Genomic DNA, 15,896 nt, shown 5'->3' on the forward strand with positions numbered 1-15,896 from the left:
GTGCTGTCGGTCACCGGTCTGACCAAGACGTTCCCGGGCGCACGCGCGCTCGACGGCGTGGACTTCGCCGCCCTTCCGGGCGAGGTCCACGCGCTCATCGGCGAGAACGGCGCCGGGAAGTCCACCCTCATCAAGGTGCTCACCGGTGTGTACCAGCCCGACGAGGGCGAGATCGTCCACGCCGGGCGTCCCGTGCGCTTCCAGACCCCGCTGGAGGCGCAGCACGCCGAGATCTCCACCATCTACCAGGAGGTCAATCTCGTCCCGCTGATGAGCGTGGCGCGCAATCTGTTCCTGGGGCGCGAGCCCCGGAACAGATTCGGGCTGATCGACTTCCGCCGGATGCACGGCGAGGCCGACGACGCGCTGCGCTCGCTCGGGCTGCGGGTCGACGTCAAACGTCCGCTGCGGACGCTGGGCGTCGGCGCGCAGCAGATGGTGGCGCTCGCCAGGGCGGTCTCCGTCGACGCGCGTGTGGTCATCATGGACGAGCCGACGTCGTCGCTCGAACCGCGCGAGGTGCGCACCCTGTTCGGCGTGATCAGGATGCTCAAGGAGCGTGACATCGCGGTGGTGTACGTGAGCCACCGGCTGGACGAGCTGTACGAGGTCTGCGACCAGGTCACGGTGCTGCGCGACGGCAAGCTCGCGCACACCGGGCCGATCGCGGAACTCGACCGGCTGCGGCTGGTGTCGCTGATGCTCGGCCGGGAGATGGGCGAGGTGAGCGGCGAGGGGGTCACCAAGTTCACCGGTGACCACCACGCGGGCCGTGAACCGGTGCTCAGCGCACAGGACTTGACGGTTCGCCACACGCTGCACCAGGTGTCGGTCGAGGTACGGCCCGGTGAGGTCGTGGGCCTCGGCGGGCTGCTCGGCTCGGGCCGCAGCGAGACGGCCAAGGCCATCGCGGGCGCGCTGCCGCCGGACTCCGGGACGGTGGTGGTCGCGGGCTCCGCCGTACGTACGGGCTCCACGCCCGCCGCCATCCGGGCCGGCATCAGCCTGCTGCCGGAGGACCGCAAGGCCGAGGGCATCGTCCCGGGCCTCTCGGTGCGGGAGAACATCGCGCTGGCCGCGCTGCCCGGACTCTCCCGGTTCGGTCTGGTGGACGACGCCAAGGTCGACAAGATCGTGGACACCTTCATGAAGCGGCTGCGGATCAAGGCGTCGGGGCCGTACCAGAAGGTCGGCGAACTGTCCGGCGGCAATCAGCAGAAGGTGCTGCTGGCCCGCTGGCTGGCGATGCGGCCCAAGGTGCTGCTGCTGGACGAACCGACCCGTGGCATCGATGTCGGCGCCAAGGCCGAGGTGCAGGGCCTGATCGACGAACTCGCCGACGAGGGGCTCGGGGTGCTGCTGATCTCCTCCGACATGGAGGAGCTGATCGAGGGGTCGGACCGGGTGGTGGTCCTCAAGGACGGCGCCGTGATCGCGGAGTTGACCGGGGACGACGTCACCGAGGACCGGTTGCTGCAAGCGATCGCGGCGGCCCCGGAGTCGGACGCGGCGCTCAAGACGGTCGCTCCGGACGCCGCGGCGATCGTGGTGCCGGACGCCGCGCCGGACGCCGCGTCAGACGCCGTGCCCGTCGACACGACCTCCTCAGGAGGGGAGACGGACCATGACTGAACTCGCCCTGAAGGGCGCCCCCGTCGACCGGGCGCGACTGCTGCGCCTGCTCCAGGACTACGGGGTGTACGCGGGTGTCGCCGTCCTGCTGCTGGTCAACATCGCGCTCACCCCGCACTTCCTGTCCACGGAGAACTTCCGTACCCAGGCGGTCCAGGTGGCACCGGTGCTGATCGTCGCGCTGGGCATGGCACTGGCCATCGGCAGCGAGGGCGTCGACCTGTCGGTGGGCTCCGTGATGGCCCTGTCGACGTCCCTGCTGTCGCTGTATCTCGGCTACGGGCCATGGATCGCGCTGATCGTCGCGATGCTCGGCGGCGCCGTCATCGGTCTCGCCAACGGCTCGCTCATCGCGTTCATCGGCGTCCAGCCCATCGTCGCCACACTGGCGTTGATGGTCGCGGGACGCGGTATCGCCCTCGTACTGCTGCCGCAGCTCAAGGACGTACGCGACCCCGGTATGTCCGCGCTCGGCTCGGGCGACCTGTTCGGCATCCCGTATCTCGTACTGATCGCCGCCGCCCTGGCACTCGCCGTGGGATTCACCGTGAAGCGGACGACCTTCGGCCGGCAGCTCCTGGCGATCGGCGACAGCCGGCCCGCCGCGCAGCTCGCCGGACTCCCGGTGCGCCGCGTCCTGATCCTCGTCTACGTCATCGCGGGCGTGCTCGCCGCGATCGCCGGTGTACTGGCCACCGCGAGGCTCCAGGCCAGCGACCCGACCTCGCTCGGCACCCTGATGGAACTGTCGGCGATCACCGCGGTCGTCGTCGGCGGCACCCCGCTCAGCGGTGGCCGGATCCGGATCGGCGGCACGGTGGCCGGCGCCGTACTGATCCAACTGCTGACGGCGACGCTCATCAAGCACGATCTGCCGCCCTCCTGGACGCAGATCGCCCAGGCCGTCGTGATCGTGCTCGCGGTCTACGCGGCTCGCGAACGGGGAAGGCGATGACCCACACCCACACGGAGCGTCCGGCCCGCGCCACTGGCACCGGCCCCTCCCCCGGCAAGGGGGCCTCCGGCAAGGACACGGACGACGCGCCGCTCGGCGCGAGCCGGGCCGAACGGCTCAGCGCGCTCGCCCAGCAGCACGGCGCGCTCGTCACGCTGCTGCTCGTCGCCGTCGGCGCGTCGATCGGCTTCGACACCTTCCTGACCGGCGACAACCTTCAGAACATGGCGGTCTCGTCGGCGTTCCTGGCGATCGTCGCCCTCGGTATGACCTTCGTGATCATCACCGGCGGGATCGATCTGTCCGTCGGCTCGCTCTTCGCGCTCGGCGGGGTGCTCGGCGCCTGGGGTTCGCAGTACGGCACGCTCGTGGCGCTGCTCCTGCCGCTCGCCGTCTGCGGTCTGATCGGCCTGGTCAACGGGTTGCTGATCGCGAAGGCCCGGCTCGCGCCGTTCATCGTCACGCTCGCGGCGATGCTCGCCGCCCGCGGCATCCTGCTGGCCATCACCGACGAGGGCTCCCACACCTATCTGGTGGACGAGAAGTCCTTCTTCGCGAGCCTCGGCCAGGAGAAGCTGCTGGGCATCGGGGTGCCGGTGTGGATCACGGTGGCGCTCTTCGTCGCGGGCGCCGTGATGCTGCGGCGCAGCCGGTTCGGCCAGTACGTGTACGCGGTCGGCGGCAACGAGGACGCGGCGGCGCTGATGGGCGCGCCCGTGGCCCGTACGAAGATCACCGTGTACACCCTCTCCGGCCTGTGCGCCGGACTGGCCGGGGCGCTCAACGCGGCCTGGCTGGTCTCGGGCGTCACGATCCTCGGCACCGGCATGGAGCTGGAGGCGATCTCCGCGGTCGTCATCGGCGGCACGCTGCTGACCGGCGGCTTCGGCTTCATCAGCGGTTCGCTGGTGGGCGTGCTGCTGCTGAAGGTCATCCAGAACGTCATCAACCAGATCGGTTCGCTCGACTCGGCGTACCAACAGGTCGTCAGCGGCGCGTTCCTGGCGGTCGTGGTGATCGCGCAGACGTGGCTGGGGAGGCGGCGGCGGATGATGTGACGCGTCTGCGGCCGTGGCCACGCGGTGTGACAAAATCGCCGTCCGTCACGAGGCCGCGGTCCTCGTCGCGGCCCTCGACGCGTGGTGCGTGGCGGGTGAAATGTGAACCAAGGGACATTCGGATGACAGTTCGGCACTCTCACTCCATCTCTGGATGCTCCCACTTCACCGGGGAAACTCAGGCCGTGTATGAGACGGGTACCGCCGCTGACGCACGGAATTGGGTCTGCGCCGCTGATCTTTCGGACGCCGAGCGGAGCGGTTATCTGTCGTTTCTGCGCGGATTTCCGGAGCTGACGTTCACCAGGGAGCTGGAGCACACACTTCACGGGTGCGAGTGCAGAAATCAGCTGACCTTGCCGCGTTGGTACCGCCGGGCGATGACAACCCTGTCCTTCGTTCATTCGACCGAATCGCGAGTGCACGCCCGGTTCGACGGCTACGACTTCGACTGCTACTGCGCGGATCGCGAAAGGGAGACCTGGCGGGAGATCGACGTCGACGCCATGCCCGAGGACCCGGACGAACGCGACCTCCTGGTCGAGCGGGCGCGTATGTACGTCTTCGGCGGCGAGTACGACACCGAACACTCGGATCTCGCGATCAACCTGGCAGATCCCGATGACCTTCAGATCTACGGCTTCTCGACCGAGAGTCTGTGGGACGCCGACTACGAGGGCGAGCCACCCGAGGACGTCCCCGAACCGCTGTTCACCTCGTATGCCGGCATGCTCTCGCACATCGCCGAGCTGAGGTTCGGGGACCACACGGTGCACCGACTGGACTGAGCCCACCGCGCTAGAAAGCTGTCCCGCACCGGTCCCAGAAATCGATCAGGGCCGTGGCCGTCTCATCCGGGAGGTGGACATTGGGCGAATGTCCGCCTCCCGGCAGCGAGATGAGGTCCGCTCCCAGACGGTGCGCCATGTGTTCCACCTCTTCCGGCGGCCAAGTGGCATCAGGTGAACCGGAGACAACGGCCTTCGCGAGATCGATATCGGCCAGGCGTGCGGTGAGATCGGTTTCGCCGAGCATCTGATCCGCCGCCGCCGTCAGGTGTTCCGGAGCATTCGCGAGCCAGCGGCGGCGCAGGAACTCCCGTACTCCCACCGCCACATCGCTTTCCTGATTCTCGATGAACGGCCAGATCTCCGCCGGCGTCATGGACTCCAGCCCTGAGAGCAGCATCCGAAGCCGCTCCCGCTGTGCGGCGGAGACCGGTCCGGGACCGAAGTTCATCAAAGTGAGTGATGCCCACAGGGACGCGTCACCCAAGGTGTCGAGGACCGCCGCGCGGGCGATCAACCCACCGTAGGAGTGCCCCAGAAGGTGCACGGCACCCGCGTCGAGCCGCCTGGCGACAGCCACCACGTCGCGAGCGAGTTCGGACTTGGCGTACGAGGGCGCCGATGACGCCGGGCCGGTCTCGTGCTGGCCCCGGCCGTCCATGGCGAGGACGCGGTATCCCCCTTGGCTCAAGCCGGAAAGCACGGGGAGGAAGTCTTCTTTACTGCCCATGAATCCCGGCACGAGGAGCGCGGTCCCCCGGTACGGAACGAGATCCGCCGGCTCCGTGTCCAATACCGCGAATACGCCACGAGACGTACACAGACGCCGAGTTCGCGCGTTGGATGGCTTTTCGAGGGTCAGCAACTGGCTCACGCAGAGCATCATACGGCGGTGATCACCGTGCCCGGAGCACGGCTCGAAGCACCGCTCGAAGCACGGCTCGAACCGACCGCCGGCGGGTGTCAGCCCTCGGCCTCGGCCCTCACCTCACTCCTCGCCCGCGACGCGAGGTGTGGGAAGTTCCCTGGCCGGCCTGCGCAGGTGCCATCCGCCGACAATTCCCGTGACCCGCCACAGGGTCTTCTCCCGATCGCGCTGTTCCTGTCGCCGTGTCTCCCACGACAGGAGTCGCCGACCGTACAACTCCAGCCCCAGGTCGTTGATCTCGCTCTCCAACTCCTGGAGGTAGAGACCGACACGCTGGATCGCCTTGTTGCTGTCGCGCAGATATCCGACGGACCCGATGAACACCACCGCCACGACGAGGAACCGCCACGGGCCGAGTTCTCCGCCCCACGTCGCGGTGATGGCGGTGATCGCGGCGGCGTAACCCGCCATCTGCTGCCTGGCGTTGATCCTCTGCGTGACCTCGTTGCGTAGCGTGTCGTACTCTTTCATCCGCAGATCGATTACCGCGCGCTTCATTTCCTGCGTTTCCTCGGCCATCGGCTCTCCCGTGATCGGTGAAGATCCCCGCCCGGGATTCTTCCGCGACTGCCGACGGGCCCAATCAGATTTGAGCAACATTTGCGCCTCGGCGGGCCGAGTTGGGCCGCCCCGCCGGGGGCCATTCACGGGACAGCCGTCAGATGACGACCTGGCCCTTCCCGAGCGCGATGACCCCGTTCTCCGAGACCGTGTACAGCTCCTCGTCCCGGCCCGGATTGACACCGATCGTGGCGCCGGGCGGGACGTCCACGTTCTTGTCGAGGATCGAGCCGCGGACGACCGCGCCGCGCCCCACCCGTACGTTGTCGTGCAGCACCGAACCCTGCACCACCGCGCCCTCCTCGATCACCACGCCCGGAGACAGCACGGAGCGGGTCACCTGACCCCGGATGACACAGCCGGGACCCACGATCGACTCGCTCGCGATGCCGCCCGCCACGAACCGCGCCGGCGGGAGCTGGCCGGCGTGGGTGTAGATGGGCCAGCGTCTGTTGTCGAGATTGAACTCCGGCTGGCGGGAGATCAGATCCATGTGCGCGTCGTAGTACGAGTCGAGCGTGCCCACATCACGCCAGTAACCGTGCTCGCGCGGTGTCTCGCCCGGCACATGGTTGTCGTCGAAGTCGTACACCTGCGCCATGCCCTGTTCGGTGAGCATCGGCAGGATCGAACCGCCCATGTCGTGGACCGAGGTCCGGTCCTCGGAGTCCCGGTGCAGCGCGTCCACGAGGATCTTGGTGGTGAACAGGTAGTTGCCCATCGAGGCGAAGACACGCTCGGGGTCGCCCGGCAGCCCCGGCACGTCGGCCGGCTTCTCCTGGAACCGGTCGACATGGGTGCCGTCCGGGCCCGGCGTGATGATCCCGAACTGCGACGCCTCGGCGCGCGGCACCCTGATACCGGCGACGGTGACCCCGGCGCCGCTCTCGATGTGCCGCCGCAGCATCTGCCGGGGGTCCATGCGGTACACATGGTCGGCCCCGAACACCGCGATGTAGTCGGGCTGTTCGTCGTGGACGAGATTGAGGGACTGGAGGATCGCGTCCGCGCTGCCGAGATACCAGCGCGGTCCGAGCCGCTGCTGGGCGGGCACCGGCGTCACATAGTTCCCCAGCAGGCTGGACATCCGCCAGGTGGTGCTGACGTGGCGGTCCAGCGAGTGCGACTTGTACTGCGTCAGCACGCAGTTGCGCATGATGTCGCCGTTGACGAGATTCGACAGGACGAAGTCGACCAGGCGGTACGTGCCGCCGAAGGTCACCGCCGGTTTGGCGCGGTCGGCCGTCAGCGGCAGCAGCCGCTTGCCTTCCCCGCCCGCCAGCACGATCCCGAGCACCGAAGGTCCACCGCGCATCGCCGCTCCCTTGTTCGCGACCCACTACCGGTCGTCCGGATCTGTGCTTCTACCCGTGCTGACGGGACTTGAGCAGTTCCTCGTACACCTCGTACGTACGACGGGCCACCCGGTCCCAGCCGAACTCGCGCACCGCCCGGTCCCGCCCCGCCGCGCCCATCGCCACCGCCGACTCCGGATCGTCCAGGACCCGGTTGAGCGTCTCGGTGAGGGCCGACTCGAAGTCCTCCGGGTGCCGTTCGTCGTACGGCACCAGCAGGCCCGTACTCCCGTCGTCGACGACCTCCGGGATACCGCCGACCGCCGAGGCGACGACCGCGGTGCCGCAGGCCATCGCCTCCAGATTCACGATGCCCAGCGGTTCGTACACCGAGGGACAGACGAACGCGGTCGCGTGGCTGAGCAGTTGGACCACCTCGGGACGCGGCAGCATCTCGGGGATCCAGAACACCCCGTCCCGGCTCGCGCTCAGCTCGTCCACCAGTTCGCGGAACTCGGCGCCGATCTCCGGCGTGTCGGGCGCGCCCGCGCAGAGCACCAGCTGTGCCTCGGGGTCGAGCGCGCGGGCCGCGCGCAGCAGGTGCGGGACGCCCTTCTGGCGGGTGACGCGGCCGACGAACAGCACGAAGGGGCGGTCGGAGTCGATGCCGATCCGCTCCAGCACACCGGTGCCGCGGTCCGGGTGGTAGAGGCGGGTGTCAATGCCGTTGTGGATCACCCGCACCCGGTCCGGGTCGAGCGAGGGATAGCAGTCGAGGATGTCGGCGCGCATGCCGTGCGAGACGGCGACGACGGCGTCCGCCGCCTCCATCGCGGAGCGCTCGGCCCAGCCGGACAGCTCGTATCCGCCGCCCAGTTGCTCGGCCTTCCAGGGCCGCAGCGGCTCCAGCGAGTGGGCGGTCATCACATGCGGGATGCCGTGGAGCATCTTGGAGACATGGCCGGCGAGCGCCGCGTACCAGGTGTGCGAGTGCACCAGGTCGCTGCCTTCGACGGCGGCGGCCATCGCGAGATCGACGGAGAAGGTGCGCAGCGCGTCGTTGGCACCTTCGAGTCCGGGCGCGGCCCGGTGCCGTACGACACCCGGGGCGCGCTCCCCGTCACGGCCGCCGTCCTCGCCCCAGCAGTGCACGCGCAGGTCGGTCAGCTCACGCAGCTCGCGCGCCAGGAACTCCACATGGACGCCCGCGCCTCCGTACACGTCCGGGGGGTACTCCCGGGTGAGCAGCCCGACCTTCACGCCATACCCCCGTCGCCCGACGATCTCAGCAATGTCATGGTCACCCGGAAACCTCTTCCACGGAAGGGCGCGGCGGCGGCCGGTCGAAGACGCAGTCCCCGCAGAGGCCGCCGGACGGGCAACGGTAGTAGAGGCAGCAGCTGCGGCGCCGGAAGGATCCGTCCCGCGAAACGCCGGTGGATCGCAGGTCGGGGTGGGTGAACAGCTCCGCGCCGATCGCGGCGGCCCGCTCGCCCGCATCGGGCCGGCCGGTCCGCCGGCTCCAGGCACGCAGTTCGCGTACGGCTCCCGCGAGGGCGGAGCCGGCGTTGCCCCACAGCAGGCGGGGGGAGATCGGGCCGTCGGCGCGCACGGCCTCGGCCAGGGGGACGAGGTGGCCGTACTGGACCACCTCGCGCACCGCCGCCGCGAGGTCCGTGACGGGGGTGGCACCGGTGACCGCGCCGCCGGGGGCGGTCCCGGTGACCGGGAAGACGCGTGGCTCGGGCAGCCGGAGGTCGTCGGGTGAGGAGCCGCGGGGATCCCAGAACAGCCGGGCGGGGTCAAGGTCCGGGACCTCGCCGCGCAGCGCGGCCGAGCCCAGCGCGACCGACCACAGCCGCGCGGCGAGCCCCAACTGCGCGACGGAGGCGGCGACCCGGCGCTCGGGCGCGCCGAGCTTCGCGGCGACCGTGTCGACGCGCGCCGACAGGGGCTCGATGTCGCCCGCGTAGATCTGTGCGAACGGGAGGTACCCGCCGCCGTGCGCCCCCGGTGTCGCGAGCCTTTCGACCGCCCCCGTCCGCAGGGCGAAGAACCCGCCCACGGATCCCACCTCCACGAGATCCATCCGCGCTCCTTCCCCGATGACCACCTGCCGTCACTTTCCGTAACGTCCGGTGGTCGCGAGAGGTGCCCGGACCGGGGCACCTCGTACACCCGGCGCCTACACCCGGGGGCGGGGGCCACCACCGCGGGAATGACTCCGGCCCTCCCGACGTACTACTACAGCAGTACGTCGGAATGCCGTCTTCAGGACGACGACTAATCGCACCAGGCGAGAGATCGTGGATATATGAGTGCACTCGCGCTGTCCGTGCTGCTGTCACTGGTCTCCGCGGTCGCGTATGCGGCCGGGGCGATCCTTCAGGAGCGCGTCGCGGCGGATACGCCCGCCCGTCCCTACGCGCCCCTGCACCACGGCGTGTGGTGGGCCGCTGTGGCGTTGAACGGCGTCGGTGCGCTGCTGCACGTCGTGGCGCTGGCGTACGGCCCGCTGAGCCTCGTACAGCCCCTGGGCGCGCTGACGATCGTCTTCGCGCTGCCGATGGCGGCCGTCTTCGTCCGCCGCAAGGCGGGGGCCGCCGCCTGGCGCGGCGCCCTCATGGCGACGCTCGGACTGGCCGGACTGCTCGCGCTGACCGGCTCCGCCGGCTCCCACTCGCTGGGCTCGGGCGAGCGCATGGTGGTGGCGGGCGCCGCCGTGGGCGTGGTGGCCCTGCTGTTCCTGATCGCGCAGGCCGTGCACCGTCCGGCCGTCCGTAGTGTGCTGCTGGCCGCGTCGGCCGGTGTGGCCTTCGGTATCGCCTCGGTGTTCACCAAGACCGTCGCCGTCAACTGGACCGAGGGCACGTTCACCGGTCAGGTCCCGAGCATGCTGGTCATAGCGGGCCTCGCGGCGGCCGGTCTGCTGCTGTCGCAGGCCTCCTACCGAGGTGCGGGGCTCGCCGCCCCGCTGGCCACGGTCACGGTCGTGAATCCGGTCGTCGCCGCCGCCGTCGGGCTCACCCTCTTCAACGAGGGATTCCGGTACGGCCTGACGGGCGCCCTGCTGGCCCTCGGCTTCGGCGTGTTGACCGCCGGCGGACTGGTCCTCCTGACGTCGGAGCGGCTCGCAGCGCAGACGGCGGCGACCGCGACGGCGAACGCCTTGGAATCGGCCGATACGGCGCCGGACGCCGGGACGCCCGGGGCGACGGCCGCGCACCACCACGCCTCGCCGGACCGCGCGGCCTGGCACCTGATCCCGTGCCGGGGGGCGCACAAGCCGGAGCACAGGCCGGAGCACAAGGCGATGCGCCGTACGGTGCGGCGGACCGTCCGCTCAGAGGCGGACGCCACCCGCCCTGAGGTACGAGACGGGGTCGATGTCGGAGCCGTATCCGGGCCCCGTACGCATCTCGAAGTGGAGATGCGGTCCCGTGCTGTTTCCGGTCGATCCTGAACGCGCGATGCGCTGACCCGCGTTCACCTTCTGACCATCACGCACGTTGAGCGCCGACAGGTGGGCGTACTGGCTGTACTTGCCGTCCGCGTGCCGGATGACGACCTGGTAGCCGTACGAACCCTCCCAGCCCGCCGACACGACCGTGCCGCCCGCCACGGCCTTCACCGACGTGCCGGTGGGAACGGGGAAGTCGACGCCGGTGTGGTAGCCGCTCGCCCAGGAGCCGGCCTTGCGGTACGGGGTGCCGGTGCCCGCGCTGACCGGGGCGCTGAAGTCGGACGACTGCTTCGGCTTCTCGGCCGTCTTCGGCTTCGAGACCTGCTGCTTGGGCTGTTCCTTCGGCTTCTGCGCCTGCGGCTTCGGCTTGGGCTTCTCGGCCTGCTTGGACGGCTGCGCCTTCGCGGCGGGCTTCTTCGCCTCCTCCTTCTTGGGAGGGGCGGGCGCCTCGGCGGCCGGCTTGTCCTTCGCCGGGGACGGGACACGCAGGACGAGCTTCTGCCCGGGGAAGATCAGATCGGGGTCGCTGCCGATGACCCTGCGGTTCTCCTCGTACAGCCGCTGCCAGCCACCCCGTATCTCCTCGGAGGCGGCGATCCCGGAGAGCGAGTCGCCTCCCGCCACGGTGTAGCCCTCGCGCTCGGTCGGCACGGACGTGGGCGACGCGGCCTTCTTGGGATCGCTGCGAGGCGCGCTCTTCGTCGTGTCGCTCGCCTTGCGCGCGGACGCGGCGTTCCCCGGTGACACGTCGGGGGCGTCGCCGCCGCGCGTGAGGCCGGCCTTGACCGAGCAGTGGGGCCACGCCTGCGGACCCTGTCCCTTGAGGACCTTCTCGGCTATGGCGATCTGCTGGTCCTTGGTGGCGAGGTCGGCGCGCGCCGCGTACTGGCCGCCGCCGAACGCCTCCCAGGTGGACTGGCTGAACTGGAGCCCGCCGAAGTAGCCGTTGCTGGTGTTGATCTGCCAGTTGCTCGTGGACTCGCAGGCCGCGACCTTCTCCCACGTGTCCACCGGCGCCGCACTGACCGTGCCCGCCCCGATGAGTGGCAGCGCGATGCCCGCGCCGCTCGCCGTGACGGTGAGCGACGCACGGTTGATACGGCTCGGCTGATATCTGCGGTGCCGACCGGTTGCGGCCATGATCGCGGCTCCCCCACTGGCTGGTACGGACGTCTGGGACACGTCGCAATCGGTCAACTTAGGGCAGTCGCTTGTGCAATGACAAGGGCTCACCTGACGGCTCACCCGGGGAGCCCGCGCGCACCGTGTGCGCCCGCTGTGCGTCGTCGCAGCCCGGAGACCGGCATTGACAGGCCCCGCACCGTCCGGCGAGTCTGGGGCGAGGCGATGGGAGAGCGCTCTCCAAGAGGATTGAAGCAGGGATTGAAGGGGGCCCGCATGGCCGAGGACGAGACCGAGACCGAGCGACTGCTGGAGAAGCTCGACATCGGGCAGAAGGTCCGTCTGCTGACGGGCGCCAGCAATTGGCGTACGTACGCCGAACCGGCCGTGGGGCTGCGCCCTCTCACGATGTCCGACGGACCGGCCGGGGTACGCGGCGAGGCCTGGGACGAGCGGCAGACCTCCCTCGTACTGCCGTCACCGACCGCTCTCGCGGCCTCCTGGGACGAGGAGTTGGTGCGCAAGCTCGGCGGGCTGCTGGCCGCCGAGGCGCGCCGCAAGGGCGTCCAGGTGCTGCTCGCCCCGACGCTGAATCTGCACCGGTCGCCACTCGGCGGGCGGCACTTCGAGTGCTTCTCCGAGGATCCTCTGCTGACCGCGCGTACGGGCGTCGCCTCGTCACCGGCGTACAGCAGGGCGGTGTGGCGGCCACGGCCAAACACTTCGTGGCCAACGACGCGGAGACCGACCGGCTGCACGTCGATGTGCGGGTGGCCGAGCGCACCCTGCGCGAGCTGTATCTGGCCCCGTTCGAGGCGGCGGTGGAGGCCGGCGTCTGGGCGGTGATGTCCGCGTACAACAAGGTCAACGGCGTGACCATGTCGGCGAGTCCGCTTCTCGACCACCCCCTCAAGGGGGGACGGCCGGTCGCGGGCGAGCCGCCGGGCGAGGTCGGGTGGGGCTTCGACGGACTGGTCGTCTCCGACTGGGGCGCGGTGCGCTCGCTGTGCGACAGCGCGCGCTCGGGTCAGGATCTCGCCATGCCGGGCCCGGCGAGCCCGTGGGCGGCCGGGCTGTTCGCCGCCGTGACGGCGGGCCTGATCGACGAGGCGCGGATCGACGACAAGGTACGGCGGCTGCTGCGGCTGGCCCGGCGGGTGGGGGCACTGGGTTCCGCCGGGGGCCTGCCGGCCCCGTCCGACGGCCGGCGGACGCTGCTGCGGCGGGCCGTCGCCGCCGGTACGGTCCTGCTGCGCAACGAGCGGGACGTACTGCCGCTGGATCCGGCACAGTCGCGCCGCGTCGCCGTGATCGGCCCGCACGCCACGGCCGTACGGATCCAGGGTGGCGGCAGCGCCGAGGTGTTCCCGTCGTCCGTGGTCACACCGCTGGCGGGGATCGAGGCGGCCCTGCGCGAAGCCGGTGGGGCCGGGGTGACGTACACGCCCGGACTGCCGCCACACACCCGCCCACGGCCGCTGGACCCGGCCTGGACGCGTGATCCGCGCGACGGCGAACCGGGCGTTCTCGTACGGCTCCTGGACGCCCACGGCGCCGAACTGCACGCCGAACACCGGCTGTCGGGCCGCATCGTGGAACCGGCCCGCGTCGCTGGCGCGGTCACCGTGGAAATCCGCGCCCTCGTCCGGCCCACGCAGAGCGGGAGTTGGACGCTGGGGGTGGGCGGCTGGGGGCTCATGTCCCTGTCCGTGGACGGCCGCACGCTGCTGTCCGGCGAGTACCCGCTCGACAGCGACGACCCGACCCGCGTGCACGTCTCGCCGCCCTACCGGTGCGCGGAGGCAGAGTTGGCCGAGGGCGTGGAGTCGGAGGTGGTCGCGCGGCGGCGGCTGGAACCCGGGACGGGCGTGGCGACGCTGCTGGCCGCCGCCCCTCCGCCGGGTGACGCGCCGACGGCACTCGCCGCCGCCGTGGCCGCCGCGCGGAACGCCGATGTCGCCGTGGTCGTGGTGGGCACGACCGAGGAGAGCGAGTCCGAGGGCCGCGACCGCGAGTCGCTCGCCCTGCCCGACGGGCAGGACGCGCTCGTACGGGCGGTGGCCCGCGCGAACCCGCGCACGGTGGTGCTGGTGAACTCGGGCGGCCCGGTCGCGCTGCCCTGGCACCGCGACGTACCCGCGCTGCTCCTCGCCTGGTTCCCCGGCCAGGAGGCCGGACACGGCCTGGCCGACGTGCTGTTCGGCCGTGCCGAGCCCGGCGGGCGGCTGCCGACGACCTGGGCGCTCGCCCAGGAGGACGTCCCGGTGCTCGACACCCTGCCGCACGACGGACGTCTTTCTTACGAGGAGGGCATCCACATCGGCCACCGCGCGTGGCTGCGCGCCGGGGCGGAGCCCGCGTACTGGTTCGGGCACGGCCTCGGCTACACCACATGGACGTACGAGGGGATGGACGCGCCCTCCGCCGTGGGCGGGTCCGGGGCGGACGGGTCCGGGGCCGGTGTCGACGTACGCGTACGGCTGCGCAACACCGGCCCGCGCAGGGGCCGTGAGGTCGTCCAGGTCTATGTGACCAGGACGGACACGGCGGTCGACCGGCCGGTGCGGGCGCTCGCGGGTTACGCGGCGGTGGAGGCCGGCCCCGGCGAGGAGGCCGTGGCGACCGTACGGCTCGCGGCGCGGGCGCTGTCGCACTGGTCGGCCGACCAGGGGCGCTGGGAGACGGAACCTGGCGAGTTCACGCTCCTGGCGGGTTCCTCGGCGGGAGAGCTGCCGCTCAGCACCACCGTCACGGTGGCGGCGTCGGGGCCGCTCACGCCGGGCGCGCCGATGGAGAGCGCTCTCCACTGATGCTATAAATGCGTCTCATGACGGAGGACTCACGAGGGGCCGGCGCGCCCACGCTGGAGGATGTGGCCAGGGCGGCCGGAGTCTCACGTGCCACCGTCTCGCGCGTCATCAACGGCGTACGCAACGTCGACCCGGTGATCCAGGCGGCCGTACGGGACGCGGTGGCCGTCACCGGGTACACGCCGAACCGCGCGGCCCGCTCACTGGTCACCCGCAAGGCCGACTCGATCGCCCTGGTGGTGTCGGGCGCCGGGAACGATCCGCCACCGGTCGCCGCGACGGCGGGGTCCGGGGCGGCGGGTTCCGCGACGGCTTCCACCGCTGATTCGGCGACCGACCGGCGCGACGGTGGCCACGAGGCCGCCGGATTCGACGGCGGCGTGGGCTCCTTCATGACGGACGTCTTCGCCGACCCGTTCTTCGGCCGGGTGGTGACGGGCGTCGTCAACTTCCTTCGCCCGCACGGGATTCACCCGGTGCTGATGTTCGCCGAGACCTCGCGTGCGCGGGACGAGGTGGTCTCGTACCTCCGTCAGGGCAGCGCCGACGGCGCACTCGTCGTCTCGACCCACGCCGAGGACCCGCTGCCCGCGCTGATCACGGACGCGGGTCTGCCCGCCGTGCTGTACGCGCGCCCCGCCCGTCCGGTACGGATCAGCTACGTCGACCTGGCCCACCAGGACGGCGCCCGGCTGGCCGCCGAGCATCTGCTCGCCCGTGGCCGCCGGCGGATCGTCACCATCGCGGGGCCGCTCGACGTACCGGCGGGGCAGGACCGGCTGGCGGGCTTCCGGGACACGATGGCCCGGCACGGGCATCCGTACGTCCCCGTGACCGAGGGCCTGTTCACCGAGGAGAGCGGCGCGGCGGCCATGGAGCGACTGCTGGCCGAACACCCGGATCTGGACGGGGTGTTCGCGGCGAACGACCTGATGGCCGTGGGGGCGTGCCAGGTGCTGCGGGAGCGTGGGCGGCGGGTGCCGGAGGATGTCGCGGTGATCGGCTTCGACGACAGCCGCGCGGCGGCGGCCTGCCGGCCGGCGCTGACGACGGTGCGGCAGCCGGTGGAGGACATGGCGGCGGAGATGGCGCGGCTGCTGCTGGATCGCCTGGCGCGGCCGGACCGCCCCGTGACGTCGGTGATCTTCGAACCCACGCTGGTGGTACGGGCCTCGGCCTGACCGACTGGCCGGGTTCTGTCCTCAATCGCCGGACGGGCTGATCTTGCCCACGCGGCACGCCAGGACACCGGCCCTGCGGCCGGGGCTTGTCCTCAAACGCCGG

General features: G+C 70.9%; 12 protein-coding genes and 1 pseudogene. 7 read left to right on the plus strand and 6 right to left on the minus strand.

The features are described from left to right. The 4 genes from OG700_RS03370 (at position 1) to OG700_RS03385 (ending at position 4,433) form a co-directional block, all read left to right on the plus strand. On the plus strand, positions 1-1,632 hold the full coding sequence (locus OG700_RS03370) for a sugar ABC transporter ATP-binding protein (RefSeq protein WP_405608625.1): 1,632 nt from the start codon (positions 1-3) through the stop codon (positions 1,630-1,632). Further along, positions 1,625-2,587: an ABC transporter permease gene (locus OG700_RS03375; RefSeq protein WP_405608627.1), complete on the plus strand. Its 963-nt coding sequence runs from the start codon at positions 1,625-1,627 to the stop codon at positions 2,585-2,587. Before OG700_RS03370 ends, OG700_RS03375 begins: the two co-directional genes overlap by 8 nt. Continuing rightward, positions 2,584-3,645, plus strand: a complete 1,062-nt coding sequence (locus OG700_RS03380; RefSeq protein WP_405608630.1) for an ABC transporter permease — start codon at positions 2,584-2,586, stop codon at positions 3,643-3,645. Before OG700_RS03375 ends, OG700_RS03380 begins: the two co-directional genes overlap by 4 nt. A gap of 380 nt (positions 3,646-4,025) precedes the next feature. After that, positions 4,026-4,433, plus strand: coding sequence for a hypothetical protein (locus OG700_RS03385; RefSeq protein ID WP_405608633.1), 408 nt, complete (start codon positions 4,026-4,028; stop codon positions 4,431-4,433). A 10-nt stretch (positions 4,434-4,443) separates the two neighbouring features. On the opposite strand, the gene OG700_RS03390 is transcribed toward OG700_RS03385, so the two are convergent. From OG700_RS03390 to OG700_RS03410, 5 genes are all read right to left on the minus strand, one after another. Further along, on the minus strand, positions 4,444-5,316 hold the full coding sequence (locus OG700_RS03390; protein ID WP_405621400.1) for an alpha/beta fold hydrolase: 873 nt from the start codon (positions 5,314-5,316) through the stop codon (positions 4,444-4,446). A gap of 105 nt (positions 5,317-5,421) precedes the next feature. Beyond that, positions 5,422-5,859 carry a hypothetical protein gene (locus OG700_RS03395; protein WP_405608636.1) on the minus strand — a complete coding sequence of 146 codons (438 nt, stop codon included), beginning with the start codon at positions 5,857-5,859 and terminating at the stop codon, positions 5,422-5,424. A 160-nt stretch (positions 5,860-6,019) separates the two neighbouring features. Further along, a complete protein-coding gene (glgC, locus tag OG700_RS03400; protein WP_405608639.1) occupies positions 6,020-7,237 on the minus strand; it encodes a glucose-1-phosphate adenylyltransferase in 1,218 nt (405 codons plus the stop codon). A 49-nt stretch (positions 7,238-7,286) separates the two neighbouring features. After that, on the minus strand, positions 7,287-8,477 hold the full coding sequence (glgA, locus tag OG700_RS03405) for a glycogen synthase (protein ID WP_405608642.1): 1,191 nt from the start codon (positions 8,475-8,477) through the stop codon (positions 7,287-7,289). A gap of 40 nt (positions 8,478-8,517) precedes the next feature. Continuing rightward, the gene (locus tag OG700_RS03410; protein WP_405608645.1) at positions 8,518-9,306 is read right to left on the minus strand and encodes a (2Fe-2S)-binding protein; all 789 of its coding nucleotides are present in this window, start codon (positions 9,304-9,306) and stop codon (positions 8,518-8,520) included. 225 nt (positions 9,307-9,531) lie between these two features. Here OG700_RS03410 and OG700_RS03415 point away from each other — a divergent pair, with 225 nt between their 5' ends. Continuing rightward, positions 9,532-10,680: a DMT family transporter gene (locus tag OG700_RS03415; RefSeq protein WP_405608648.1), complete on the plus strand. Its 1,149-nt coding sequence runs from the start codon at positions 9,532-9,534 to the stop codon at positions 10,678-10,680. Here the strand turns inward: OG700_RS03415 and OG700_RS03420 are convergent. Then, the gene (locus OG700_RS03420) at positions 10,561-11,820 is read right to left on the minus strand and encodes a peptidoglycan DD-metalloendopeptidase family protein (RefSeq protein WP_405608650.1); all 1,260 of its coding nucleotides are present in this window, start codon (positions 11,818-11,820) and stop codon (positions 10,561-10,563) included. The two genes, OG700_RS03415 and OG700_RS03420, sit on opposite strands and share 120 nt — an antisense overlap. Before the next feature lie 258 nt (positions 11,821-12,078). On the opposite strand from OG700_RS03420, the pseudogene OG700_RS03425 reads away from it, so the two are divergent. Next, positions 12,079-14,612, plus strand: a pseudogene (locus tag OG700_RS03425) (glycoside hydrolase family 3 C-terminal domain-containing protein). A gap of 17 nt (positions 14,613-14,629) precedes the next feature. Then, a complete protein-coding gene (locus OG700_RS03430) occupies positions 14,630-15,793 on the plus strand; it encodes a LacI family DNA-binding transcriptional regulator (protein ID WP_405608653.1) in 1,164 nt (387 codons plus the stop codon). Positions 15,794-15,896 lie beyond the last annotated feature (103 nt).

The organism is Streptomyces sp. NBC_01508 (assembly GCF_045040315.1).
Lineage (GTDB): Bacteria > Actinomycetota > Actinomycetes > Streptomycetales > Streptomycetaceae > Streptomyces.

What these genes read in the sequence shown, in the direction of transcription:
- OG700_RS03375 (WP_405608627.1), top strand. Translation starts at nt 1,625, where the DNA reads ATGACTGAACTCGCCCTGAAGGGCGCCCCCGTCGACCGGGCGCGACTG.
- OG700_RS03380 (WP_405608630.1), top strand. Translation starts at nt 2,584, where the DNA reads ATGACCCACACCCACACGGAGCGTCCGGCCCGCGCCACTGGCACCGGC.
- OG700_RS03385 (WP_405608633.1), top strand. Translation starts at nt 4,026, where the DNA reads ATGACAACCCTGTCCTTCGTTCATTCGACCGAATCGCGAGTGCACGCC.
- OG700_RS03390 (WP_405621400.1), bottom strand. Translation starts at nt 5,316, where the DNA reads ATGCTCTGCGTGAGCCAGTTGCTGACCCTCGAAAAGCCATCCAACGCG.
- OG700_RS03395 (WP_405608636.1), bottom strand. Translation starts at nt 5,859, where the DNA reads ATGAAGCGCGCGGTAATCGATCTGCGGATGAAAGAGTACGACACGCTA.
- glgC (WP_405608639.1), bottom strand. Translation starts at nt 7,237, where the DNA reads ATGCGCGGTGGACCTTCGGTGCTCGGGATCGTGCTGGCGGGCGGGGAA.
- OG700_RS03410 (WP_405608645.1), bottom strand. Translation starts at nt 9,306, where the DNA reads ATGGATCTCGTGGAGGTGGGATCCGTGGGCGGGTTCTTCGCCCTGCGG.
- OG700_RS03415 (WP_405608648.1), top strand. Translation starts at nt 9,532, where the DNA reads ATGAGTGCACTCGCGCTGTCCGTGCTGCTGTCACTGGTCTCCGCGGTC.
- OG700_RS03420 (WP_405608650.1), bottom strand. Translation starts at nt 11,820, where the DNA reads ATGGCCGCAACCGGTCGGCACCGCAGATATCAGCCGAGCCGTATCAAC.
- OG700_RS03430 (WP_405608653.1), top strand. Translation starts at nt 14,630, where the DNA reads ATGACGGAGGACTCACGAGGGGCCGGCGCGCCCACGCTGGAGGATGTG.